The organism is Arthrobacter sp. lap29 (assembly GCF_032458965.1).
Taxonomy (GTDB): Bacteria; Actinomycetota; Actinomycetes; order Actinomycetales; family Micrococcaceae; genus Specibacter; species Specibacter psychrochitiniphilus.
This window is the reverse complement of sequence record NZ_JAUCEK010000001.1, coordinates 539,959-563,180: the sequence shown is the minus strand read 5'-3', so window position 1 is coordinate 563,180 and position 23,222 is coordinate 539,959. Positions and strand designations below refer to the sequence as shown.

The 23,222-nt window shown below is 59.9% G+C and carries 23 protein-coding genes; 8 read left to right on the top strand and 15 right to left on the bottom strand.

Annotation, left to right across the window (positions count from 1 at the left end; all coding sequences use genetic code 11):
• Positions 1 to 63: 63 nt before the first annotated feature.
• A complete protein-coding gene (locus RY113_RS02540) occupies positions 64 to 345 on the top strand; it encodes a hypothetical protein (protein ID WP_315913191.1) in 282 nt (93 codons plus the stop codon).
• Between the two features lie 103 nt (positions 346 to 448).
• On the opposite strand, the gene RY113_RS02535 is transcribed toward RY113_RS02540, so the two are convergent.
• Positions 449 to 1,237 (bottom strand): ImmA/IrrE family metallo-endopeptidase, encoded by a 789-nt coding sequence (locus tag RY113_RS02535; protein WP_315913190.1) that lies wholly within the window; start codon positions 1,235 to 1,237, stop codon positions 449 to 451.
• 12 nt (positions 1,238 to 1,249) lie between these two features.
• Positions 1,250 to 1,588 (bottom strand): helix-turn-helix domain-containing protein, encoded by a 339-nt coding sequence (locus RY113_RS02530; protein ID WP_170121014.1) that lies wholly within the window; start codon positions 1,586 to 1,588, stop codon positions 1,250 to 1,252.
• 163 nt (positions 1,589 to 1,751) lie between these two features.
• On the opposite strand from RY113_RS02530, the gene RY113_RS02525 reads away from it, so the two are divergent.
• The 4 genes from RY113_RS02525 (at position 1,752) to RY113_RS02515 (ending at position 3,499) form a co-directional block, all read left to right on the top strand.
• Positions 1,752 to 2,150: a VOC family protein gene (locus RY113_RS02525; RefSeq protein ID WP_315913189.1), complete on the top strand. Its 399-nt coding sequence runs from the start codon at positions 1,752 to 1,754 to the stop codon at positions 2,148 to 2,150.
• Positions 2,151 to 2,183: 33 nt separating this feature from the next.
• Entirely contained in the window at positions 2,184 to 2,699 is a 516-nt protein-coding gene (locus RY113_RS02520; RefSeq protein WP_315913188.1) for a hypothetical protein, read from the top strand.
• Positions 2,700 to 2,807: 108 nt separating this feature from the next.
• Positions 2,808 to 3,266 carry an LD-carboxypeptidase gene (locus tag RY113_RS18470; protein ID WP_396334187.1) on the top strand — a complete coding sequence of 153 codons (459 nt, stop codon included), beginning with the start codon at positions 2,808 to 2,810 and terminating at the stop codon, positions 3,264 to 3,266.
• The gene (locus RY113_RS02515; protein WP_315913187.1) at positions 3,233 to 3,499 is read left to right on the top strand and encodes a hypothetical protein; all 267 of its coding nucleotides are present in this window, start codon (positions 3,233 to 3,235) and stop codon (positions 3,497 to 3,499) included. Before RY113_RS18470 ends, RY113_RS02515 begins: the two co-directional genes overlap by 34 nt.
• Before the next feature lie 290 nt (positions 3,500 to 3,789).
• Here the strand turns inward: RY113_RS02515 and RY113_RS02510 are convergent, their stop codons facing one another.
• From RY113_RS02510 to RY113_RS02495, 4 genes are read right to left on the bottom strand one after another with little or no spacing between them, the layout of a single operon-like run.
• A complete protein-coding gene (locus tag RY113_RS02510; protein WP_315913186.1) occupies positions 3,790 to 4,947 on the bottom strand; it encodes a glycoside hydrolase family 27 protein in 1,158 nt (385 codons plus the stop codon).
• 35 nt (positions 4,948 to 4,982) lie between these two features.
• Complete coding sequence (locus RY113_RS02505) at positions 4,983 to 6,347, bottom strand: sugar ABC transporter substrate-binding protein (protein WP_315913185.1); 1,365 nt, start codon at positions 6,345 to 6,347, stop codon at positions 4,983 to 4,985.
• A gap of 9 nt (positions 6,348 to 6,356) precedes the next feature.
• The gene (locus tag RY113_RS02500) at positions 6,357 to 7,271 is read right to left on the bottom strand and encodes a carbohydrate ABC transporter permease (RefSeq protein WP_315913184.1); all 915 of its coding nucleotides are present in this window, start codon (positions 7,269 to 7,271) and stop codon (positions 6,357 to 6,359) included.
• Positions 7,271 to 8,215 carry a sugar ABC transporter permease gene (locus RY113_RS02495; RefSeq protein ID WP_315913183.1) on the bottom strand — a complete coding sequence of 315 codons (945 nt, stop codon included), beginning with the start codon at positions 8,213 to 8,215 and terminating at the stop codon, positions 7,271 to 7,273. Before RY113_RS02495 ends, RY113_RS02500 begins: the two co-directional genes overlap by 1 nt.
• A gap of 91 nt (positions 8,216 to 8,306) precedes the next feature.
• On the opposite strand from RY113_RS02495, the gene RY113_RS02490 reads away from it, so the two are divergent.
• Together RY113_RS02490 and RY113_RS02485 are read left to right on the top strand one after the other, a co-directional pair.
• Complete coding sequence (locus RY113_RS02490) at positions 8,307 to 9,422, top strand: ROK family transcriptional regulator (RefSeq protein ID WP_315913182.1); 1,116 nt, start codon at positions 8,307 to 8,309, stop codon at positions 9,420 to 9,422.
• Between the two features lie 181 nt (positions 9,423 to 9,603).
• Entirely contained in the window at positions 9,604 to 10,368 is a 765-nt protein-coding gene (locus RY113_RS02485; protein WP_315913181.1) for a C1 family peptidase, read from the top strand.
• 122 nt (positions 10,369 to 10,490) lie between these two features.
• Here RY113_RS02485 and RY113_RS02480 read toward each other — a convergent pair whose 3' ends face one another.
• The 6 genes from RY113_RS02480 to RY113_RS02455 all read right to left on the bottom strand — a co-directional run bounded on the left by RY113_RS02480 (position 10,491) and on the right by RY113_RS02455 (position 17,555).
• The gene (locus RY113_RS02480) at positions 10,491 to 11,165 is read right to left on the bottom strand and encodes a GntR family transcriptional regulator (protein ID WP_315913376.1); all 675 of its coding nucleotides are present in this window, start codon (positions 11,163 to 11,165) and stop codon (positions 10,491 to 10,493) included.
• Between the two features lie 53 nt (positions 11,166 to 11,218).
• Positions 11,219 to 12,961 (bottom strand): biotin carboxylase N-terminal domain-containing protein, encoded by a 1,743-nt coding sequence (locus tag RY113_RS02475; protein ID WP_315913180.1) that lies wholly within the window; start codon positions 12,959 to 12,961, stop codon positions 11,219 to 11,221.
• On the bottom strand, positions 12,958 to 14,586 hold the full coding sequence (locus RY113_RS02470; protein ID WP_315913179.1) for a 5-oxoprolinase/urea amidolyase family protein: 1,629 nt from the start codon (positions 14,584 to 14,586) through the stop codon (positions 12,958 to 12,960). The genes RY113_RS02475 and RY113_RS02470 overlap by 4 nt, the downstream gene beginning before the upstream one ends.
• Positions 14,583 to 15,341 (bottom strand): LamB/YcsF family protein, encoded by a 759-nt coding sequence (locus RY113_RS02465; RefSeq protein ID WP_110107443.1) that lies wholly within the window; start codon positions 15,339 to 15,341, stop codon positions 14,583 to 14,585. The genes RY113_RS02470 and RY113_RS02465 overlap by 4 nt, the downstream gene beginning before the upstream one ends.
• A gap of 121 nt (positions 15,342 to 15,462) precedes the next feature.
• The gene (locus RY113_RS02460; protein WP_110107441.1) at positions 15,463 to 16,278 is read right to left on the bottom strand and encodes a putative hydro-lyase; all 816 of its coding nucleotides are present in this window, start codon (positions 16,276 to 16,278) and stop codon (positions 15,463 to 15,465) included.
• 59 nt (positions 16,279 to 16,337) lie between these two features.
• Complete coding sequence (locus RY113_RS02455; protein ID WP_315913178.1) at positions 16,338 to 17,555, bottom strand: NRAMP family divalent metal transporter; 1,218 nt, start codon at positions 17,553 to 17,555, stop codon at positions 16,338 to 16,340.
• A 231-nt stretch (positions 17,556 to 17,786) separates the two neighbouring features.
• Between RY113_RS02455 and RY113_RS02450 the strand changes: the two genes are divergently transcribed.
• Positions 17,787 to 18,575 (top strand): GNAT family N-acetyltransferase, encoded by a 789-nt coding sequence (locus RY113_RS02450; RefSeq protein ID WP_315913177.1) that lies wholly within the window; start codon positions 17,787 to 17,789, stop codon positions 18,573 to 18,575.
• 15 nt (positions 18,576 to 18,590) lie between these two features.
• Here RY113_RS02450 and RY113_RS02445 read toward each other — a convergent pair whose 3' ends face one another.
• The 3 genes from RY113_RS02445 to RY113_RS02435 form a co-directional block, all read right to left on the bottom strand.
• Positions 18,591 to 19,076 (bottom strand): hypothetical protein, encoded by a 486-nt coding sequence (locus tag RY113_RS02445; protein WP_315913176.1) that lies wholly within the window; start codon positions 19,074 to 19,076, stop codon positions 18,591 to 18,593.
• A 686-nt stretch (positions 19,077 to 19,762) separates the two neighbouring features.
• Complete coding sequence (gene hutU, locus RY113_RS02440) at positions 19,763 to 21,442, bottom strand: urocanate hydratase (protein ID WP_110107436.1); 1,680 nt, start codon at positions 21,440 to 21,442, stop codon at positions 19,763 to 19,765.
• A 399-nt stretch (positions 21,443 to 21,841) separates the two neighbouring features.
• Complete coding sequence (locus RY113_RS02435) at positions 21,842 to 23,017, bottom strand: acyl-CoA dehydrogenase family protein (protein ID WP_315913374.1); 1,176 nt, start codon at positions 23,015 to 23,017, stop codon at positions 21,842 to 21,844.
• Positions 23,018 to 23,222: the final 205 nt, after the last annotated feature.

The window sequence follows — 23,222 nt, the reverse complement described above, 5'->3', positions numbered from 1 at the left end:
TCCTGGGTGCATACGAACCCATAAAGTTGCTTCAACTCTAGCTTTGGTCGTGATGAAGTTCCGTTGGACGCATTCCTGAAAGAACTCGACGGTGGTAAATGTGTCGATGCCTGCTTTTTCGGCAAGCTTGATGGCGTCCTGGTCGTCGATCATGGCTACAACATCTCTGCCCTGGGCAAGAAGCAGTCGAGCATGGGCAACCAGCACCATCTCACCACGATGCTTACCGGTCAGGCTCATGCCGGGTGGCGCATTGCGTTTCAGCCAGTCCCAGTGAGTTGTGAAGTCACTGACGGTGCCCACATGAGAATTTTCCCGGTCATGTTCTTCAGACAGTTCAGGTAGAGGTTGGTGGTGTCCTTCCTGCCCATGAAGTTTAAGACCGGCCCGGCGTCAAGGACGATCAACTCGCTCTGATGATGTTCCGTACCCGCCGCGCCAGGGAGCATCACTTGTTTCTCCCGAATCTCCTTGGCCGCGGATTCACTTGTTTGGGCCGGATGCCGTTGGATTCGAACTCGTCCCGCAACGTTGCCACGTCCATGTTTCGAATGGTTGCGATGGCTTCAAGGCCCACAAGGTTGTTCTCGTAGGCTCTGACGGCTTCGGCAACTATGCGCATGGGTGGTTGCTGCGTTGCCGATTTCACCCGGGATGCCCGGTGCTCGTCGGACCACCCAAAGCGGGCGGCCAGTCCGGGCACGCTCAGGCTGCGCCAAGCTTCCTTTTGTCCGCTGGCAAGCCATCCACCCCTTTCCAATTGGATGAGCAGCAGTGCAGGTGAGACAGCGAAGTATCTTACGGCTTTGGATATGTCAGCTTCTGTCAGCTGGCCCTTGGCTAATGCCTGACCTTCAAGGTAGGCCTCGAGGCCTTTGGCGGGGACCAGCAAGTGTCGGGCAAAGGCGTCGGCGCGAGTTTCTTGAGGAGTTCTTACCTGGCACTGAATCAATCCGCCGTCTGCGTAGTCTCCGAGTTCAATGTGCCCCAGTTCGTGCGCCAGCGTGGCCCGCTGCCGTTCAGGAGATTGGCTGCAGGCCGCTGAAATGATGCGCTGGCCTGTGTGGGGATCGTGCACAACCATTCCGTCCATCCCCGGTTCCATGGGAACGATGGCCACATCGATGCCCACATAGCTCTCAAGCAGGTCGTTGAGATCGCTAATTGGCGCGTCACCCAGTTCATACTTCTCGCGAAATCTGTCTGCCGCATGGGCAGCAACCGCTTCATTGTCCATGGTCGTGGCCCCTCAAGAGGACTCAATCGGTTGCAGGACGCCCCTCAGATAGGTGTCCATTTCAAGCAAATAGAAAAGGAAGTCCTTCGCGGTGCTGGGATCAGGCACTGCGGTGGAGTTTGTCCGGGCCGCCCACTGGATGCGGTCGCGAACTTCATGATGTTCAACCAGGCTTGATTCGGGGCAGCCAAGAGCCTCTGCAATAGCCGTCAGCTCGTAGGGCTTCACCGGACGCCGCCCGGATTCAATCCGGTTGATTGTGGACTGCGATATTTCAGTCAGACTTTCAAGTCCCCGCTGCGTCAATCCGGCCTTCTCACGATAGTGCCGGATTCGGTCACTCGTGCGCATTGCCTTGCACCTTATTCCCTCTGGTGTTGGTGAATGGAATCGATGGAAGCTCATCCTGAATCAAGATGCACCGCTGTGATTCAATTCTAGACCGCCCATCGCAGCCGGGCAACCTCAGGGATAGGCTCGGAGCAAGATCGTCCGATCCTATGAGGAGGCCGCCATGCCAACGTTTGGCAAGCCGTCGCACATTGATTTTTCCGTCAGCGATGCAGAAGCCAGCGCGGACTGGTACGTCAAGGTTCTCGGTTTGAAACGGCTGCGGCGGGTGGACTTGGGCAACCGGATCATGATTGTGCTGGTGCACCAGGCCACGGGGCTGATCATCGGGCTGAACCAGCACAGTGAGGTCCCCGTGGGCCGTTTCGACGACAGGAGCGTGGGCCTGGATCATGTGGGTTTCAGCGTCACCGAACGCTCCGACTTGGATGCCTGGCAGAAGCAGCTGGCTGCTCTGGACGTGGTTCACTCCCCCGCCGAGGACACGGCCAACGGTGCCGCACTGGTCTTCCGCGACCCGGATAACATCCAGCTCGAACTCTGGTGGTCCAAGCCGCACTGAGGCTCCCACTCAATAAAAGGGCAGGAAGAACCCATGAACCCCGGCTCAAGCGAACTCTTCGGCACCGAGCAGCCCTCGCAACAGCTGGTGCTGTCCCGCAAACTTCAGCTGCTGCTCGATGCCAGCATCGTGCGGAAAGGCAGCCTCGTAACCTTCAACGAGATTGCGGCGGCGTGCACTGCCCGTGGGGTGCACCTTTCCAGGGCCCGATGGTTTTATATGAAGGACGCAACCGGGCGCGTCGTTACAAACCCTCGGCTGCTGACGGCGCTGTCGGAACACTTCGCTGTCAGCCCCGACTACCTGCTCGGTATTGCGGGTGCCCAAACGCCTCCACTAATCACGGGGAACATGGATTTCATCAGGGCGCTCCGGGCGTCCCGTGTGCAGAGATATGCAGCACGGGCGTTGGGTGGGCTGCTGCCCGGCACTTTGCAGCAGATTTCTCAGGTTCTGGCCCGTGACATGGCGCGCAGCCCACAGGGGGCTGCCGCTGGCAGGCTCGGTCCCAAACAGCACCTGCCGACGCCGTTCCTTGGCGACAGCTGAGCCTTGACCTCTCATCGTGTCTGCCGACTCGAGCCCGTGCAAGTTCTCTGTCGCTCCCGGTGTCGTCTCACCTTCCTCAAGCCAGTCGTCCCAGGCTGCTCTTAGCGCGTGCGAGTAGAGTTGTTGGAGATTCGATGCCTTCGGTTACTTAGGCCAGCAGACATCGTTGGAGTGACGGCGGGGTCGATTGGAATCAGTAAAAAACTTCAGGGACGCCTCGACTTTGCGGTCCAACAACTGCGTGATCGTGGGTTCGTAGTCCAAGTCGCTGATTGCCTGGACGGCGCCACTCACATCCGTGCCCCGGTGGAGCAACAGGCCCAAGAGCTGATGCGGTTATTTTTGGACCCCATGGTCAAAGCCGTTGTTCCGCCATGGGGAGGGAGAGCGCCATCGACGTCATTCCCCATCTTGATTTCGATGCGCTCGCTCTCGCCGAACCATCCTTGTTGGTGGGGTAGTCCGATATTTCAACTCTGCTCACCCCCGTTACGCTCCGGACAGGTAAGGCAACTCTCCATGGGAACAACCTCATGGACACTCCCTATGGCGTCCCAGAATCACTGATGTCATGGATTGCGATTGCCTCGTTACCGGCAGGGACCACCTTTTGGCAGTCCTCACCGGGTAGTCACCGAGTCAACGACTGGAACGATTGGGAAAACACGCCAGAGGTATCCCACCCTGTGTGGAACGGCAACGGCCCTTGGGAACGACTCGACCCAGGCCGGGCAGAGGTGAATGTTAGCGGCCGCATCCCGCCACAACTCCCGATCGTCAACGGTGCCCAAGACCACTGAACAAAACTGACAGAAAGCAAGTCGCTCGTGTTGGCTCGCGGCGGCCAGGCCGAGGCGATCTGCAACTTCTGGATCGTTCAGCGCGTTTGTTCCGGTAGACAAGATCTAGCCTGCGGCACGGGCAACGCCGGCGGGTGCCGAACGAAGGGTAAGTTCGTCTCCACCGTCTGGCGGATCAGTTAGATGGGAGCAACATTACTTATGCGCGAAAATGCCGCCTGGCCCGGGAGCCTGGGCCCCGCAGACAAAGCGGCATTTCCGGTCGTGCATTTTTCTTGGCCGCGTTTGGCTTAGTCCCGGTGGCTGACTGCCAGGCATCCGTGAGGGGGAATATCCCACAGAGTTCCTTCTGTGAGAGGTGCAGGGCTGCCGCTGCGCAGCGGCAGCACTTGTGCACCGGCTGCGATGGGGCTGATGGTGACCTGGCCCAAGCGCAGTTCTCCGTCCTGATGGGTGAGGTGGATGGTGTTCTCGGTCTTGTTCACCACCAGCCAGGCCTCGCCGTCGCTGAGCGGGCGAGCCCACACGTCTACGTCCTGCACTGGCTGGGTCCGGCTTGCGGCCTTGCCAAGGGGATCCTGGTCGATTCCCAGCAGGTGCGGGTTCGTGAGTAGCTCCCGGACCCCATCGCTCATGGTGCGGGGGTCATGACCGGCCATCAGGGGCGCGGCGAGGTAGCACCACAGAGCAAAGTGGGTTTCCTCCTCTACCTTGTTCAGGCCAGGGTTACCAGCCTGAAGCATGTCCGGGTCATTCCAGTGGTGGGGGCCGGCGAACTCGGTGATCAGTGCCTGGGTGTCTGCGATTGACATGATGGAGGCCCAGTTCCGCTCGATGTCTACCGTGGTGCGCCACATGTGCCCATAATCCCCGGCCCAGGTCCACGGTTCGGTGCGACCGTATTCAGAGATCGAATAGATAATCTTCCGGCCCGTGCCTTCCAATGCCAGAGCCATCCGTTCAAACGCGTCAGGGTAGCGCAGTCCGGTGCCGTCCTCATCGGCTTCGCACCAGTCATACTTGAGAAAGTCCACGCCCCAGCCCGCGAAAGTCTGGGCGTCCAGCTCTTCCCGGTTGAAGGAGCCTAGGTCCCGGCCCGGGTAGCGGTCGTAGATCATGGCACAGGTCTTGCGTCCAGGTGAGGCGTAGAGGCCGAACTTGAATCCGCGGGCCTTCAATTCCTGCCCCAGGGCAGCCATGCCGGATGGGAACCGGGTCGGGTGAGAACGCAGACGTCCGTCGGCGCCACGGGTGTGGGCCTGCCAGCAATCGTCGATGACGAAGGTGTCAAAGCCTGCCGCCTGCATGCCACTGGCAACCAGCGCATCGGCAACCTCAATTAGCTTTTGTTCGCTGATGTCATGGCAGCGGAAACAATTCCAGCTGTTCCAGCCCATGGGCGGCACCGGGGCAATCAAGGGCTTACCGGAGTATTGGAGATCCGTCATTGCGAAGTCAATGGTATTGATGGTGATGTCCTTGGCTATTTTCCGAACAGGGAGTTGATCTGCTGCTGTGCTTCCGCCAAAGCAGGCTGCGCCTGCTTTGTTCCGCGGATAATGGCATCGATTGCGTCACCGGCGATCTTATTGACTTCAGTAGCATGTTCCGTGATGGGGTAGAGGACTGTGCCATTCTTTTCATCGGCGGTTTCAATGAAGGCCGACGGATCGATGGGAGTGGTGCTCTTATTTTTGAATGCTTCCACCGCCGTGGCATCAGCTTCGGTGATGGCGGGGAACACGACGGCCTTGCTCGCCACGGCGTTCTGGCATTCTGGTGACACCAAGTACAGCGCCAGCTTCTCGGCCTGCTCAGGATGCTTGGTGCCGGCGTAGACAGAGTCACCCAGGCCGTTCAGCAGTGACTTGCGTCCCTCAGGCCCCACGGGCAGCTTGGCAAACTTGATGTCCTTGTTTGCTTCCGTAAAAGCATTCATCTGCCAAGACCCGTTGGTGTTCATGGCTACCTGACCGGAAGAGAGAAGCTGCACCGGGCCGAGCTTTCCGAGCTTCTCCGGCGGCAGCATGTAACCCTTTTCAACCACTGAACGGAACCATGTCAACGTGTCAGCCAATTCAGGTGAGTCGTAGTGGTACTGCGTGCCAAACGGGTTTTTTTCGGTATAGGTGAACCCGTTGCTCGCCGCAAAGTTCCCCCACCAAGTCTGGCCGAACCCGTCTCCTGGTTCATAGGCCAACAGACCGTAGGTCTTAATGTTCTTCTTATCGAAATCAGCACTGAGCCCGTTGTTGCCATTCTTGTCCAAGGTCAACTCAGCGATTACTTGCTCAAACGTTCCACCGTCCTTGGGATTCCAGCTGAGATCATTCAGGCTGGCCGGGTCTATGTTGGCGTCCTTCAGCTTCTGGCTGTCGTAAGCCAAGGCGATGGTGTCAAAATCCTTCGGCAATGCATAACGTTTGCCGTCCTTGACCCAATTCTCGGCGAGGCCCGCACGGTATTGACCCATATCCACCTTGGCCGCATCGACGGCCGGCTGGAGGTCCAGAAGCTGGTTGTTGGCAGCAAGTTCGGGGTACCGAGACACGTGGTTGGTGAACACGTCGGGGGCTGTTCCTGAGGACAGTTCCGTGGTGAGGTTCGTCCAGTACTGGTCCCAGGCTGTCTGAGTGACTTTCACCGAGATGCCAGGGTTTTCCTTGACAAAGGCATCCACACAGCTTTGGTAGGCGGGCAGTTGTTTGTCGTCCCATAGTGCGTAGTTCAAGTTGACGGTTCCGTCTGCTGATCCGCTGTCTCCGGAGCTGCAGCCAACTGCCATGAAGGCAGTGGTGGCGCCCATGGCCGTCAAAACGAGCAGACTGCTCAGTTGCTTCTTTTTCATTGTATTTCCTTACTTGATTCCGTTGAATTGAATTGCGCCCACAAGTTTTTTTCCAAAAATCAGCAAGAGTGCCAGCACAGGTAAAACAGTCAGGACGCTTCCAGCCATGAGACCGGACCAGTCGATTGCGCCGTTGGGTGATTGTGCGAGGAACCTGCTCAAACCCACGGTGAGTACCGTGCTGGAGTCGCTCCTTCCGATCAGCAACGGCCAGAGGTAGTCGTTCCACTGCTGGACGGCGGTGATGATCCCTAAAGTCAAAATCGGTCCTTTGACCATGGGCGCCACGATCCTGCTGAATAGCGTCCAGTGGTTTGCCCCGTCAATGATTGCTGCTTCCTCAATTTCCCTAGGTACGGACAGAAAGAACTGGCGCATGAAGAACACAGCGAAGGGTGTCATCAGCAAAGTTGGGAGCACCAGCCCTGCCATGGTGCTGACAAGGCCTAGGTTCTTCATCAGGAGGAAGTTGGGGAGCATGGTGAAAATCGGCGGGATCATCAACGCTGTCAGGAAGATCCCAAAGATGAAGTTCCGCAACGGGAAACGGAGCCTGGCGAAGGCATAGGCAGCCATGGTGCAGCACACCACCTGGCCTAGAGTCGTTAGTGCCGTGTAAACCACGGAGTTGACGAAAAATTGCGCAAATGGCAATGTTGCCCCGCTGCCGCCCTCGGCGGCAGCGGATGATCCGAAGCCAAGAATTCTCAGGAAGTTATCAATTGTCACCGGTGCTGTGATCCCCGAAAGCGGACCTTGGAACAGCTGGTCATTCACGCTCAGGGAACTCTTGAGGGTCCAGAGCAGTGGGGCGATCACCAGGACTGCCCAAATGATAAGGAATATCCAGCCAATGAGTTTGAGAAGGTTCAGTTTCCCGGGCTCAGCTTTGGCCACGTGCTTGATGTTCAGATTGGTAGTCATTAGCTGAGGTCCGATTCGTTGCCGCGGGAGAGTTTGAACTGCAAAAGGGTGAGGACAGCGAGAATCGCCAACACCACCACAGCCATCGCACTTGCGTACCCCAGGTCGAAGTTGGTAAACGCCTTTTGGAAAATATAGTAATAAAGGACGTTGGTGCTGTTCAGTGGCCCTCCTTCAGTTGCCACCGCGATGGTGTCAAAGATCTGCACCGAACCAACCATGCAAATGATGAGTACCAGTGTCAGGATGGGCCGAAGCAATGGAACTGTGATGGAACGGAACATTCGCCATTCTCCGGCCCCGTCCAGTGCGGCGGCCTCGTACAGGCCTCCTGGGATACTTTCCATTCCGGCAAGAAGCAGAATGGCTACATAGCCGGTGTACCGCCAGGTATTGACCATGGCCACCGTAGTGATTGCGCTTTCAGGGGCAGCAAAGAAGGGAAGCTGAGTCCAGCCCAGAGAATCGAAAATCCCGTTGACCAGACCCAGGGATGGGTCAAGCAACCACATCCACAACAAAGCAGCTGTAACACCGGGGACGAGCCAGGGCAGCAGCACAAAGGATCGCCAAAACGCGGCCTTGGCCACGCGATGCAACATGAAGGCCAAGGCGAGCGCAAAAAGCGTTTGGGTCACAATGTTGATCACAACGTAGAGAAACGTCACCCCAAGTGCATTCAAGAACAGCGGATCGCTGAACGCCTTGGTGTAGTTGTCGATTCCAATAAAGGATCCGCTCTGAAGCGTGGTGGTGTTCGTGAAGCTCAGTATGAGTCCACGCACAGTGGGGTAGAAGTAGAAGATCGCGAATCCTAGGCCGGCTGGCAGGAGGAAAAGCGCAGCAGCACGACCTTGGCCCGTTCGTTTCCGCCGTTTGGATGGCGAAATTTCGCCAGCACCACGTGGTGATGATCTGGCAAGGTGCATGGTTGTGTTCGTCAATGAACATCCTCAGGTGCTAGTTAAGTAAGTTACTTAATGATCTGCATTTACAGTAAGGTTGCATTACATCAATGTCAAGGATGGAATCTGAATGGAAGAGAAACGGCGACCGGTCGTCGCGGGACGGACCTTGCAACGCCAAATCAACGCCAAATCTGCACTAAACCGTATGCGCCATGATGCGGTCACCATCAGTGACATCATCAGCGAACTGCATATCTCACGCCCCGCGGCGGGCGACATCGTCGCAGAACTGGTTGAGGACGGCTGGGCAGTGGAGTCGACCCCGGACAGCCCCTCGCTGATGGGGCGTCCAGCCAAGACTTACCAGTTCAATACCAATCAGGGATTCATCATGGGCGTGGACGTTGGCGCACACACCTTGCGGATCCAAATTTGCAATCTCAACGGGCAGCCACTGGCCGAACATGAAGCCTCACTTGCCCCGACTCAGAGCAGGGAAGAAAGGCTCGAGACGACCTTTCGTGAAATCGACACGCTACTGCAAGGAATGGATATTCCACCGGCAGCGATTTGGTCAATCGGGGTCGCCAGCCCCGGGGTCCTGCGTGAAGGAACCGTCACATTCTACGGTGGTCCAGACATGCCTGGCTGGGTTGGCACCGACCTCGCCGCCGCCTTTGAACAAAAGTATGACACCGCGGTCCAGGTCGAGGGCGACAGCGCTTTGGGCGCCCTCGGTGAGGTCTGGCAGTCAAACAGCCCGGTCGATGAGGATCTCGTCTTCATCCTCGCCGGCTATCGCGTCGGCCTTGGCATAGTCATGGACGGACGTCTAGTGCGAGGATACCGGGGAGCCGCAGGTCTCATCGGCGAGATGCCGGAGCTTGGCTGGTCGCGGCTGGATAGCTATCCAGATATCAAGACCATGCTGGACACCGAGGGTGACATCCAGGAGCAAACCGACCTTGATAAATATTGCAGTGACCTGGCGCTCGGTATCCGGGCGATTGCGCTGACTCTCGATCCCAGGATCATTGTCATTGGCGGCGGCATTGGGCAGGGCGGCCCAGCAATCATTCGCCGCCTCACTGAAAATCTGGCAGGGAAGTTGGTCTCCGACCCCATTCTGCGAACTTCTGAGCTGGGAGACCGTGGCGTTCTCCACGGAGCCGTCAAGCTAGCACTTATCGACATCGACCAGACCGTCTTCGATGTGGACATCCCAGCCAGCAAAGCCCGATAGCCGCCGAAGCCGGGACCAATGCCTGCTGAGGTTCAACTCGATGAGTTCAGTTGGCATTGCCGCGAGCATGCCTCCGAGCAAGACCAACCTTGACGCGCCACGCACGGAGGAGGAACGTCGAAGTTAGCCACGCTGTTCCAGGCCTGTCTCGACCACAGCGGGGCGGAGGAGGCCTGTCATCATGCCCAGAACCAATGCCCGATACGGCTGGATCCCGGATCTCCCGGACCAGCGTGACTACCACTTTGCGGCGCCGCCGGCTGTTCAGGCCAGCCTGCCGCCGGCTGTGGATCTGCGTCCCAACTGCCCTCCCGTCTACGATCAGGGCCAGCTCGGATCCTGCACCGGAAACGGCGTCGCAGGGGTGCTGCAGTTTGACGCCATGAAGGAGGGCCAAGCTGACACCTCCACCCCGTCACGGTTGTTCATTTACTACAACGAAAGGGTCATTGAGGGCACCGTGGATTCAGATTCGGGCGCCCAGATCCGTGATGGCATCAAGACCGTGGCCAGCACCGGGGCGTGCGATGAAACTCTCTGGCCCTACGACATCACAAAGTTCGCTAAGAAGCCTTCGGCCAAGTGCTACGCCGCTGCCAAAGACGACCGTGCCATCAGCTACTCTCGCGTCAGCCAGTCATTGAGCAATATGAAGGGATGCCTAGCGGCCGGGTTCCCCATCGTGTTCGGCTTCACCGTCTACGACAGTTTCGAAAGTGCCGAGGTAGCCAGTACGGGAGTGGTGCCCATGCCTGCAAGCAGCGAGAGCGTCCTGGGCGGGCACTGCGTGGTGGCGGTGGGCTACGACGACGCCAGCCAGCGCTTCACCATCCGCAATTCATGGGGTACCGGATGGGGCATGGCCGGGTACGCCACCATGCCCTACGCGTACCTGCTCAACCATTCGCTGGCCAGCGATTTCTGGTCCGTGAGGTCCACATCTTAAGAGCCACCGCAGTGAGAGCCAGCGCCGCTGTAGCCGGGAGAATACCGGCCATGGTTCCGGCGAGGTTGCGTCCAGCCTCGCCGGAAAGGCTATGCCTGTGCGCGGCGACCGCACCCAGCAGCTTAGTTTTCCTGCTCCAAATGCTCGAGCAGTTCAGCTTCTGCCCGGTCTAGGTAAATTCGCAGCGCGTGAGCAGCCTCCTCGCGCTTGTTGTCCTGCAATAGCGTCACGAGTGAGCCATTGAGTTCCACGTAGTGTGAATGGAAGTCCGGAGCATCGCTCATGGCATGGAACACCAAGCGCATTTGTGCCAACACGCGGGTCATTAATTCCTGCAGGCGTTCGCTACCGGTGGCCCGCACCAACTCCTCATGAAAGCGCTGGTTGGCATCGGCCATGGCCGCAATGTCACCGTCTGCGAGCGCAGCCCGGGCATCAACCACCACGTCCGCCAACGCCGCAACGTTTAATTGTTTTCCCCAGAGGACAGCTGCCGGTTCGATCATGCGCCGCACACCGTAGATTTCCTTCACGCCCGCGACGCCGGGGGACGCCACAAAGACGCCGCGGTTAGGGATGCGGGTGATGATCAGCTCATGATCAAGCACTGTAAAGGCCTCACGCAAGGTATTGCGGGATACGCCCAATGCTTCGGAGAGCGCTAGTTCAGAAAGCTTGGCCCCCGGAAGTAACTGGCCTTCCGCGATGCGGGCGCGGATCACGGAAGTTACCCAGGCGCCGGTGTGCGCGTGGGTAGACCCCTCTGCGAGGGGCTGGGCTGAAAATAACGCGTTCATTGGCATCGTCCCAATCTAATCCAACCCCGTCCCCAACCACGCACCACCAAGTGTTAAGCGATGGTTCCGAGAATATCGCCACGGGAAATGGCAACACCAGGTTGCTGGTCGCCACGGGTAAATGCCCCTGCCTTGTGCGCCACGATGTTCGATTCCATCTTCATCGCCTCCAGTACCGCCACGATGTCACCCTCAGCCACCACCGCACCGTCCTCGAGGACCCATTTGATCAAATTCCCGTTCATCGGTGCGCTCAGCGCGGCTTCATCGGTGGCCGCAGCAATATTTTCAACCGCAGCATCCCGTGCTGTGCCACTTGCGCCATGACGGATGGACTCAACTAGTGAAGCTGGCAGGCCAATGTTCATGGCCTTGCCGTCGATCTCGATGGTGAGGCTTTCGCGTTCGGAGCCCGGTTGGGCGGCGGCGATTTCCGGGCTGGAGGCCAGCTCTTGCGCAAACTCGGATTCGATCCACGTGGTGTAGACCCCGTAGCGCTCGTCGTTGGCGAAGTCGCCATGGCGCACCACGGCACGGTGAAACGGCAACACGCTGGGGACACCGGTGATGACCATTTCATCCAGCGCCACCTTAGCCCGGCGCAGCGCCTGGGCGCGGGTGTCACCGGTGACGATCAGCTTGGCCATCAGCGAGTCATAGTGTGAGGGGACCACAGATCCGGTCCGCACCCCGGAGTCCACTCGGATACCCGAACCGGTGGGTGCCTCAAAAGCGGTGATGCGGCCCGGGCCGGGCAGGAAGCCCCGGGCAGGATCTTCGGCGTTGATGCGAAATTCGAATGCGTGGCCCACCGGTGCAGGGTCTTCGGTGAAGGAGAGCGGCAGTCCCGCGGCAACACGAAATTGCTCGGCTACGAGGTCCACTCCGGTGGTTTCCTCGGTGACCGGGTGCTCAACCTGCAGCCTGGTGTTGACCTCCAAGAAGGAAATCAGTCCATCCGGTGCCACCAAATATTCCACGGTGCCGGCGCCATGATATCCGGCCTCACGGCAGATGGCCTTGGCCGAGGAATGGATGGAGGCGCGCTGTTCCTCGCTCAGGAACGGGGCCGGCGCCTCCTCGACGAGCTTCTGGTTGCGTCGCTGCAGTGAGCAGTCGCGGGTGCCCACCACCACCACGTTGCCGTGCGTGTCAGCCAGTATCTGGGCTTCGACGTGGCGCGGCTTTTCGAGGAAGCGTTCCACAAAGCATTCCCCACGGCCAAAGGCCAAGGTGGCCTCACGGACCGCCGATTCAAAGGCGTTGTCAATCTCCTCGAAGCTACGCACCACCTTGATGCCGCGGCCACCGCCGCCGAAGGCTGCCTTGATGGCCACCGGCATACCGAATTCTTCTGCGAAGGCGCGGACCTCGGCACCCGATGCTACGGGGCCATCGGTGCCCGGGACCAGCGGGGCTCCGGCGCGTACCGCGATTTCACGGGCCGTGACCTTGTTACCCAGCAACCGAATGGCCTCCGGGGTGGGCCCAATCCAGCTCAACCCGGCGTCGATGACGGCCTGCGCAAAGTCAGCATTTTCGGAGAGGAACCCGTATCCCGGGTGCACCGCATCGGCACCGCAGCGTGCAGCGATGTCAAGGATCTTGGGGATGTTCAGGTAGGTCTGTGCACCCGTGGAACCGTTGAGTGCGTAGGCTTCATCGGCCCGGCGTACGTGGAGCGCATCGGCGTCGGGATCCGCATATACGGCCACAGAAACCATTGAAGCGTCGGCACAGGCCCGGGCAATGCGGACGGCGATTTCCCCGCGGTTGGCGATCAATACTTTTTTCATGCGTGGATTCCTTCATCGGGGAGGGCCTGACTGGGGGCGTGCAGATCGGTCAAAACAAAACGGATAGAGGCACCCGGGGGCAATTGGGCGGCCGCGGGCAGGTCCTCGGCAATGACTCCGGCAATGACCGGATACCCACCGGTCACCGGATGATCTGCCAGGAAGAGAACCGGCAGGCCCGAGGGCGGGACCTGCAGAGCACCAGCCGCGACGCCCTCCGAGGCCAGTTCGCCGGTGCGGGTGCGCTCCAGTGCTGTGGCGTTAGCCCCAAGTGCCAGACGAATGCCGACGCGGTTGGATTCGGCCGAGACGCTCCAGATTTGTCCTGTCAGCCGGGCAAGCCCCGAAGCATCAAACCAGTCATCGCGGGGGCCAGGACTGATCCTTAAGGTGTAGATACCCTCGGCGTTGGGCACGGGGAGCGTTGAGGATTCCGGGTTGCCAACAATGTGGGCACCGCGGATGGCTCCAACGGGCAGCTTGGTGCCGCGAGCCAGCGGATCCGGGCCAATGCCAGACATGGAGTCGGTGGAGCGTGAGCCAAGCACCCGAGGCACATCGATGCCACCGCGAACGGCAAGATAGCTGCGTAAACCGTTGCCTGCGGGGGTGAGCCTGAGGGTTTCACCATCCAGCAAAGCAAAAGGAGTATCCATGGAAAGTTCGCGTGCACCGTGGAAGTCATCTCCATCCACCGGATCCACCGTGATGGTTGCGCTAGCACCAGAAACAGCCAGGACCACATCGCCCTGAGCACGCAGGCTCAGCGAACCCATGAGATTTTCGATGATGGCGCACTGGGGCGCGTTGCCCACCAGTCGGTTGGCCTGGGCTGCTGAGCGAGTATCGGCTGATCCCGCAGCGGAGACGCCCAGATCCCCCAGCCCGGGACGGCCCAGATCCTGGATAAGGGATTGCGGACCCGGGTCCAAGATTTCAAGCAGGTTAGTTCCGGCCGGTAATGCCGGTGCGTGGGTCTTGGCTGGCACCGCAGACACCTGCAGAACCTCACGGCTCGGGACAAAACGCACCCGGTCCTGAGGGCGGATCAATGCTGGTTTTTCACGATCAAGATCCCACAGCACTGCGTCGGTGTGGCCGATCAGTTGCCAGCCGCCGGGTGATTGGCGTGGGTAAACGGCCGAGGAATTTCCGGCCAGTGCCACGGCCCCGGAGGGGACCACCTTGCGCGGAGTGGAACGGCGTGGCACGTTGAGCAGCTGATTTTCACCCATGAGATAGGCGAAGCCCGGCGCGAACCCGCCGAAGGCCGCCCGCCATATCTGCTGCGTATGCGCGTTGATGACGGCTTCGATGCTCAGTCCGGTCAGCCCGGCGACCTCGGCAAGATCTTCGCCGTCGTAGTGCACGGGTATTTCAACGAGCGAACCGGTGTTGGATCCCGCGGCGCCAAGTTCCAAGGCCAACACCGCGGTAGCGATTTTTTCTGCGCTCGCCGTGGAATCTGCCTTGATAAAGAGAGTGCTTGCCGCGGCTAAGACGTCGATCTGACCCGGCAGCGGGTTAGCGCTCAGCAATGCCGCCAGAGCCAGCACCGAATCGAGGTCCGAAAGCTCAACGAGCACCGCCTTGGAACCTGCGAAACGCGTGGCCAGGATGCTCATACGAAGCTCTTGATGCTGACGCCCGCGTTTTCTAGGCCTGCGCGCACCGCCGTGGCCATGTCCACGGCCCCTGCGGTGTCCCCATGCATGCAGATGCTCTCAACGTTCATCGGAATCACCGAACCATCGATGGCCACGATTTTCGCCTCGGTGACCAGACGGACCATGTTTTCGGTGACCTGTCCGGCGTCGTGCAGTACCGCATTTGCTTCCCGGCGTGAGACCAGGGTGCCGTCGGGGTTGTAGTTCCTGTCGGCGAATGCCTCGGCGACAGGCCGCAGTCCAGCCGCCGCAGCCTTGGTGAGAGCAACCGAGCCGGGCAGCAAGAGCACAGGCAGGTCTGAACCGAAGGCGCGGATAGCATCAACCACGGCCTGGGCGTGGGCTTCGTGATGGACGATGGTGTTGTAAAGCGCGCCGTGGGGCTTGACATATTTAATGCCCGCTCCGGCGGCCCGCGCCAGCGCCTCGAGGGCACCGAGCTGATAGAGCACGTCGTCGGCGAGCTCGGTGGGGGAACAATCAAGGAAGCGGCGGCCGAAGCCGGCCAGGTCCCGGTATCCCACGTGCGCTCCAATGGTGACACCCGCGGCAACCGCGTCGCGGCAGGTCTGAGCAATGACGCTGGGATCTCCCGCATGGAATCCGCAAGCAACATTTGCTGAGGAAACAGGTACGAATATTGCCGCGTCATTCCCCATGGTCCAATTGCCGAAGGATTCTCCGACGTCAGCGTTCAAGTCGATGTATGGCATTTGTGACCCCGGTCTCGCGAATTGGTTAGTTCTAAGGATGCACCATGAATCCAGATTGTTCAACAATCTGTGATTGCGTGATTTCTGGCTTTGTAGGGCTTCGTTCGGTGCCTAGGAACGGCTAGGGCACCAGGTAGCGGCTGTCCCTGGCATCGGTGATGAGCATGTGCCCTGGGGCGTGCCCGATGGCCAATGCCGGACGTGATTCCATGACCGCGGCCTGAGGCGTGACTCCGCAGGCCCAGAACACCGGGATATGCCCGGCCGGGACGTGGACCGCATCGCCAAAATCGGGCTTGGAAAGATCCATAATGCCCAACTCTTCGGGATTGCCAATGTGCACCGGCGCCCCGTGCACGGCCGGGTAGCGCGAGGTGATGCGTACGGCGTCGGACACTTGGGAGGCGGGGATGGGGCGCATGGAGACCACCATGGGCCCGGACATGGAACCAGCACAGGCGCTGCGGATGTTGGACTTGAACATGGGCACGTTCACGCCCGCATCGATGTGGGCGATGGAGATTCCGGCCTCCATCAAGGCTGTCTCAAACGTGAACGAGCAGCCCACTATGAACGTCACCAAATCATCGCGCCAGTACTCGCTCAGATCAGTGGGTTCGGCAATCTTGACGCCGTTCTCATAAACGCAGTACTGCGAGACGTCCGTACGGATGTCTCCACCTGCCAGCAGCTCCCCGCTGGTCTCCCCCGCGTCCAACACGCCCAGGATAGGGCAGGATTTGGGGTTGCGTTGGGCAAAAAGCAGCACGTCGAAGGCCTGGTCCTTGGGCACAATGATCAGATTTGCCTGCGCGTAGCCCCGCGAGAACCCTGCCGTGGGTCCAACCAGGCCGTTGCGGAAGAGTTCCCGTGCCTGCGCAGGTGACAACTCGGCCCGATTTTCCGGTAGCGAAGCGTTGCGGTCAATTGCGGTCATGGCGTGACGGTTCCTTTCAAAAGTTCCCAAAGAGGGCTGCCCGGATGGGACCCTAATGCTTAGACCCAGAGCTTGGCCAGGCCGGCCAGCGAGTTCCAACCCAAGAACAAGGTGAGTAACCAGGTAGCCACACCAATGATCAGCAACCACTTCGGATACGCGTAACCCTGCAGGAGGTCCCTACGGCGCCAACCGGCCCAGAGCAGGATTGCGAAGCCGAACGGCAGAATCAGGCCGTTGAAGGCGCCGGCGAAGATCAGCAGCGTCTGCGGGGCCTGGCCCAAGAAGAGGTAGATGACCGCGCAGACGGCAATGAAGGCGACAGTGATGAGGTTACGGGTGCGCTCAGGTGTGCTGGACTTGGTGATGAACGAAACCGAGGTGTAGGCGGCACCAATCACCGAGGTCAGGGCGGCGGCCCAGAGAATCACACCGAAGGAGCGGATACCAATATCGCCAGCCGCGTGGCCAAAGGCCTCTGCCGCCTTGTTGTCGCTGGTCAGCACCGCGCCACCGGCAACTACGCCAAGGATGGCCATGAAAAGCAGCACGCGCATGATGCCCGTGACAATGATGCTCAAGATTGAGGTCCGGGTGATGTCCTTGACGTTCTCCACACCGGCGGCGCCTGAGTCCACCATGCGGTGCGCACCGGCGTAGGTGATGTAACCACCCACGGTGCCACCGATCAACGTGGTGATGATTAGGAAGTTAATATTCTCCGGAGCCACAGCGTTCTTCAGCGCTTCACCTACGGGAGGCGCCGCAACTATGGCCACATAAAGCATTAGCAAAATCATGATGGCACCGAGCATCACCACGATCTTGTCCAAAGCCATACCCGCACGCTTGGAGAGGAAAATGAGGATGGCGACGGCTGCGGAAATGATCCCACCAATCTTGGGATCCAGCCCCAGCATGGCGTTCATGCCCAGCCCGGTTCCGGCGATATTACCGATGTTGAAAACCATCCCACCGATGAAGACGAGGGCTGCAAGCACCCAGCCGGCACCCGGCAGGACCTTATTGCCAATTTCTTGGGCGCGCAGTCCCGAGACGCCAATGATACGCCAGACGTTTAGCTGAACGGCGATGTCCACCAGGATGGACACCACAATGGCGAAGGCGAAGGAGGCGCCGATCTGGACCGTGAATTCAGTGGTCTGAGTAATGAATCCAGGACCGATTGCGCTGGTGGCCATGAGGAACATGGCACCGAGCATTGCCGTGCGTCGTGCAGAAGTGCTGAGCTTCGGTTTTACAGTGGGAGTAGCCATGATTCCATCCGTCGGGTAGCGGGTGACTGCCGTCACAATAAGGGGCGATGAGAAGTACACTACAGGTTGTTGAACAATCTCAGCAACAAGTTGTTCAACAACCTTTTATTTCATGACTACTTCACCGCTGCTAATCCCCGGGCTCGGCCACACGCTCACCACTTTGCGATCGTCTCACTCACATGCTCAGGACACCCTCCCCCACGCCGCTTCCGTGAGAAGCTGAAGCCAATGACAATCACAGAGCAGTACCTTCGGGCCTATGATCAGCAGCTGCGCACCGATGCGGAAACCCCCAGCGCCATCGACGTCACCCTTGAGGGCCCGCTGCGGCTTGTCACGTTCGACGGCGGCCGTGGCTTCATCACTTATCAGGACTTGGGTGGGGCGGACGCAGGAGAAATCGCAGTCCTCGTCGCCACCGCGATATCCCACTTCCAAGCGGACCCGCGCATCACTGAGGTTGAGTGGAAAACTCGCGGCCATGACCACGCCCCCGGCTTGCAGGAAGCGCTGCTAGCCAATGGCTTCACCCCTGATGAGGCTGAATCCATCATGGTTGGCCCGCTGGAGGGGTTGGCCCGTGCTGTGCCCCTGCCCGACGGCGTGAGCCTGCGGAAAGTGTTCTCTGACGACGGCGTGCGTGCCATGTCCGCTATGGCCGATGAAGCCTTTGGGGACCCTGCCAGCCCGCGTCAGGCCGACTCCCTGATGGCCCGGCTGGCCCGCAATGACGGCATGGAGCTGTGGGTGGCAGAAAGCCAAGGCCAAATGGTCAGCGCTGGCCGGCTGGAACCTGTGCCCAACTCAGATTTTGCCGGGATCTGGGGCGGGGCAACGCTCAAAGAATTCAGAGGCCGCGGGATTTACCGGGCCCTGACCGCAGCCCGCGCCCACTCGGCCTTGGCCGCAGGGAAGTTGCTGGCGCATAGCGATTCCACGGAGGATTCGCGCCCCATCCTGGAACGCTCCGGGCTGCTCAAAGTCTCCACCACCACTCCGTACAGATGGAAGCGCTGATCCGCACCCTTCCCGTCACGGTTCCTCGCCGGCCATTTCCTTGATCCATGCCGGCGTCACCTGGTTTAGCCGAAGGCCCAGGCTAACTTTCAGCCAGGCGGCTTCCACGGCAACCTCGTGAGGTGGTTCCACGATGGACGGGGCTGCCGCGGTCGGTGCAGCTGTAGCCCGTGCAGCGTCGGCCAGGGGCCGCTCCACGGCAGCTTCAAGGACCCTCAGCTCCCCGGCCCCGAGCCATTTCTGGGCAGCCAAGACTCTTAGCAGGCGCAGACCGGCCTTTTGTTTTTCCGGAATCGGGCTGAAGGAGGCATCCAGTGCCCACTGGGCCTGCCCCCACCAGCGCGAAAGCCGGGCCGTCGTGTAGCCGCTGCGGATGGTTATCCCCGCTGGCACAATTCCCACGGCCACCATAGTCGAGGCGATCACGGGCGCCACTGCCGCCAGCCATTCCCACCACCCCGGCCAACCCATGCCATCACCTGTCAGTTCCAAAAGGCTCATGCCTCATGTTACGGCCGTCGGGACCCAGCAGCCCCGGCCGGCCACAAAAGCCTGCCGCGCCATGCGCAACACGAACCCGCCCCCCATCTGGGATGTGGGCTGAGAAAATTCTCCCTGGATACCTGAAGCTGCAATTTTCACGGGGGCGGACGTACCCATGGCGTAAATGAAGCCTAGACAGCGCCCCACGAATGTACGGACACATTGTGAGATCCTGCCCACATGACTGTAACGACTGATGCAACTGTTCATTCTTTGCCACCTCGATGAAGTGGGCATCAGTGGGGCAGTGCAGCTCTCCCGTGGCTGGCAACACATCGGGGCCATAATTGTCGATGCAGTCCTGCAGCGGCGACTCCTTGCGGAGGGTATTGCGGAAGGTCAAGCACGTAGGGCCGAAAACGCTGGATTATTTCGACATCTTGACAGGGCTGTCTACTGGTGTTTTCCGTCGACATCCGCATCAAGCGTTGGGTGATTGATGCTGGAATTCTTGATTTGTCTTACTCACATATTTCAAACGCTATCCATGAGGCTGCGCGCACCCGGGGCTGGCGGCCGGGCGATCTTGACGCCGCCATATGGAACGTCTAAGTCTCCAACGCAAAATGGCCCACCGGTGCCGCTGAATCTGGATACTTACTCATCCTGATCCAGCAGCCCCGGCCGGCCACCACCCTTTTGTCTTACTGCTCCTGCATTGGGATACGCACCCCACGCTCAGCGGCCACCTCTACGGCACGCTCGTAGCCGGCGTCGGCGTGGCGGATAACGCCCATACCGGGATCATTGGTCAGCAGCCGGGCAAGCTTCTCCCCCGCAAGCGCGGTCCCGTCAGCCACGGAGACCTGGCCGGCGTGGATGGAACGGCCAATGCCTACGCCACCGCCGTGATGGATGGAAACCCAAGTGGCACCGGAGGCGGTGTTGAGCATGGCGTTCAACAACGGCCAGTCGGCAATAGCGTCGGACCCGTCCTTCATGGACTCAGTCTCGCGGTACGGAGAAGCAACGGAACCGGAATCCAAGTGGTCGCGGCCAATAACAATCGGTGCTGACACCTTACCGGAGGCAACGAGTTCGTTGAACAGCACACCAGCCTTGGCACGTTCGCCATAGCCCAGCCAGCAAATACGTGCCGGCAGGCCCTCAAATTCAACGTGTTCCGCAGCGGCGTTGAGCCAGCGGTGCAGGTGCGCATTCTCCGGGAACAGTTCCTTCAGCGCCTCATCGGTCACACGAATATCTTCGGGATCTCCGGAGAGCGCCACCCAGCGGAACGGGCCCATACCTTCGCAGAACAGCGGGCGGATGTAGGCCGGGACAAAGCCGGGGAACTCGAACGCCCGGTTGTAGCCACCCTTGCGAGCCTCGTCACGGATGGAGTTGCCGTAATCAAAAACTTCAGCTCCGGCATCCTGGAATTCCACCATGGCCTGGACGTGGCGGGCCATGGCGTTCTGGGACTTCTTGGTGAAGCCCTCTTCGTCATTGGCTGCCTCGGTGTGCCATTCTTCCACCGTGTATTCGGTGGGCAGGTAGGAGAGCGGATCATGGGCGCTGGTCTGGTCCGTGACAATGTCAACCGTGAATTCGCCAGCCTGGTGGCGGCGCAGAATTTCCGGGAAGATTTCTGCCGCGTTGCCAACAATGCCCACGCTCAGGGCGCGCTTCTCGGCCTTGGCGGCCAGAACCTTCTCGAGGGCCACGTCGAGATCTGTTTCAACCTCATCCAAGTAGCGCTTGCCGGCACGGCGGCGTAGTCGCTCTTCAGAAACGTCAACGATCAGGCAGGCGCCACCGTTCAAGGTGACTGCCAGTGGCTGGGCGCCGCCCATGCCTCCGCAGCCGCCGGTCAGGGTCAGCGTGCCGGCGAGGGTGCCGCCGAAGCGCTTCTCGCCAATGGCGGCGAAGGTTTCAAAGGTGCCCTGCAGAATCCCCTGGGTACCAATGTAGATCCATGAGCCGGCGGTCATCTGGCCGTACATCATCAGGCCTTCGGCCTCGAGCTTGCGGAATTCGGGCCATGTGGCCCAGTCCCCCACCAGGTTCGAGTTGGCCAGCAATACGCGCGGCGCCCAGACGTTGGTGCGGAACACCCCAACCGGCTTGCCCGACTGCACCAGAAGGGTCTCGTCGTCGTCGAGGGTCTTCAGCGTGGCAACAATCGCGTCATAGGCTTCCCAAGAACGGGCCGCTCGGCCTGTGCCGCCGTACACAACCAGGTCCTCAGGCCGCTCAGCAACCTCCGGATCCAGGTTGTTCATGAGCATGCGAAGGGGCGCCTCGGTCTGCCATGATTTGGCGCTCAGCTCGGTGCCGCGGTCAGCGCGGATGGTGCGGGAGGGGTCATGCATCGTTGCCATGAGAGATTCCTTAGCTATTAGTACATTGGTGGCCGGGAAGCTCCGGCGAAAGTTTCTATGTTTCTATACAACCTCTGCTCGCCCCACATTCATAGGTCCCAGTCGCGCTAGGCGTCTGTGATCCAAGACAACGAGACTTCTGGGAAGCACGACGCCGGCAGCTCACCCGCCGCGTCCGCCTCGCCGCTGCGCGGGGAGAGCAAAGGGGTAGCTGGGACCACCAGAACGTGTGTCTGATGGCCACAACTACCCCTTGGAAGTGGCATAACTGCAAAGAGGCTTCCGCTAGTTACACGGGCAGCCTCTGACGTAGCGCCACCGGAGAGCTGCGCGTATTTTTACGCGAGCTACACGCATCGGTTTAACGTACCTCTGGCCCTTGCGGCGCAGACGCACTCACTAGACGAACGCAGCAATGCCGGTGATCGCGCGGCCGGCAACCAAGGTGTTGATCTCGTAGGTGCCCTCATACGTGTAGATGGCCTCGGCGTCGCAGAAGATCTTGGCCATCTCATAGTCCACGGACACACCGTTGCCGCCCAGAACTCCGCGGCCCAAGGCCACGGTTTCGCGCATGCACTTGGTCACGAACGCCTTCGCCATGGCTGAATGCTCGTTGCGGGTGGTGCCCTCATCCTCCATTTGCGCCAACCGGACCATCATGCCCATGGAAGCCTGCGCATTGGAGAGCATGGTAACTAGTTGCTCCTGGATGAGCTGGAAGCTGGCAATCGGCTTGCCAAACTGCGTGCGCTCCACCGCGTACCGGCGCGCCACATCAAACGCTGCCATCTGGATGCCCACGGCCTGCCAACCCACGGTTGCCCGCGTGGTCTTGAGTACCTTGTTCGTGTCACGGAAGCTGTTGGCGCCGGCCAGCTTATTAAAGTCAGGCACCACCACGTCCTTCAGGACAATATCGGCATTCTGGACCGCACGCAGGGCAATGCGATTCTCTATCAGGGTTGCGCTGAAACCTTCCCGAGAGGTCTCAACAAGGAAGCCCTTGACCTGCTCGTCAGCAACGTCCTTGGCCCAAATAATGACGTAGTCGGAGAAGGTGGAGTTGCCAATCCAGCGCTTTTCACCATTCAGTACCCAGGAGTCCCCCTCCCGCACGGCAGTTGTGGTGGTGCCCCCGGCAACGTCGGAGCCGGCGTTGGGCTCGGTGATGGCAAAGACTCCGGTCTTCCTCAGTGCATAAATATCTGGCAGCCAAGCGGCCTTCTGCTCCTCGGAGGCGAGCAGTTCAATGGAACCGGTGAAGAGTCCGTCATGTCCGCTGAAGAAGGTACCGAAGGAAGCATCCACGCGGTGAATCGCGGCCGTAATCATGCCGGCCAGAAGGTGTGAATAACCTTGGCGGCGCACGGGGCTGATCATGTCCAGCTCGGCGACCTTGGGGATCAAGTGAACGGGGAATTCGCTGCGGCTCCACTGGTCACGGGCGATGGGGCGAACGTTGGCTTCCATCCAGTCCCGGATTTCATTTAGGCGGGCCAGTTCATCGGCAGGCAGCAGGCTTTCGAAGCCGAAGAAGTCGCCGTCAGGATAGGGAAGGATGGCAGCCTCCACTCCGGCGTCTGCGGCAGCGGTAGACGCAGGAGAAGCGGAAGTTGCAGCAGCTGTTGAAGCAGCATTGGATGTTGCAGTCAAGGGAATTCTCCTTCAATGGTTGGTTATTGGCCGGTCAGCCTTGCGGGGCTGATAGAGCGCACCTCCGCGCCGCCGGCACATCGCGGCGTAACTTGAACATAGCCCGAGAAGTACCCCAAAAATG

Bases quoted from the DNA above. Each gene is read 5' to 3' on its own strand.
- hutU (WP_110107436.1), bottom strand. From the start codon at position 21,442: ATGGCAACGATGCATGACCCCTCCCGCACCATCCGCGCTGACCGCGGC.
- RY113_RS02455 (WP_315913178.1), bottom strand. From the start codon at position 17,555: ATGGCTACTCCCACTGTAAAACCGAAGCTCAGCACTTCTGCACGACGC.
- RY113_RS02465 (WP_110107443.1), bottom strand. From the start codon at position 15,341: ATGCCATACATCGACTTGAACGCTGACGTCGGAGAATCCTTCGGCAAT.
- RY113_RS02470 (WP_315913179.1), bottom strand. From the start codon at position 14,586: ATGAGCATCCTGGCCACGCGTTTCGCAGGTTCCAAGGCGGTGCTCGTT.
- RY113_RS02445 (WP_315913176.1), bottom strand. From the start codon at position 19,076: ATGAGCCTTTTGGAACTGACAGGTGATGGCATGGGTTGGCCGGGGTGG.
- RY113_RS02530 (WP_170121014.1), bottom strand. From the start codon at position 1,588: ATGCGCACGAGTGACCGAATCCGGCACTATCGTGAGAAGGCCGGATTG.
- RY113_RS02510 (WP_315913186.1), bottom strand. From the start codon at position 4,947: ATGACGGATCTCCAATACTCCGGTAAGCCCTTGATTGCCCCGGTGCCG.
- RY113_RS02525 (WP_315913189.1), top strand. From the start codon at position 1,752: ATGCCAACGTTTGGCAAGCCGTCGCACATTGATTTTTCCGTCAGCGAT.
- RY113_RS02490 (WP_315913182.1), top strand. From the start codon at position 8,307: ATGGAAGAGAAACGGCGACCGGTCGTCGCGGGACGGACCTTGCAACGC.
- RY113_RS02460 (WP_110107441.1), bottom strand. From the start codon at position 16,278: ATGACCGCAATTGACCGCAACGCTTCGCTACCGGAAAATCGGGCCGAG.
- RY113_RS02535 (WP_315913190.1), bottom strand. From the start codon at position 1,237: ATGGACAATGAAGCGGTTGCTGCCCATGCGGCAGACAGATTTCGCGAG.
- RY113_RS02450 (WP_315913177.1), top strand. From the start codon at position 17,787: ATGACAATCACAGAGCAGTACCTTCGGGCCTATGATCAGCAGCTGCGC.
- RY113_RS02480 (WP_315913376.1), bottom strand. From the start codon at position 11,165: ATGAACGCGTTATTTTCAGCCCAGCCCCTCGCAGAGGGGTCTACCCAC.
- RY113_RS02520 (WP_315913188.1), top strand. From the start codon at position 2,184: ATGAACCCCGGCTCAAGCGAACTCTTCGGCACCGAGCAGCCCTCGCAA.
- RY113_RS02500 (WP_315913184.1), bottom strand. From the start codon at position 7,271: ATGACTACCAATCTGAACATCAAGCACGTGGCCAAAGCTGAGCCCGGG.
- RY113_RS02475 (WP_315913180.1), bottom strand. From the start codon at position 12,961: ATGAAAAAAGTATTGATCGCCAACCGCGGGGAAATCGCCGTCCGCATT.
- RY113_RS02515 (WP_315913187.1), top strand. From the start codon at position 3,233: ATGGACACTCCCTATGGCGTCCCAGAATCACTGATGTCATGGATTGCG.
- RY113_RS02485 (WP_315913181.1), top strand. From the start codon at position 9,604: ATGCCCAGAACCAATGCCCGATACGGCTGGATCCCGGATCTCCCGGAC.
- RY113_RS02505 (WP_315913185.1), bottom strand. From the start codon at position 6,347: ATGAAAAAGAAGCAACTGAGCAGTCTGCTCGTTTTGACGGCCATGGGC.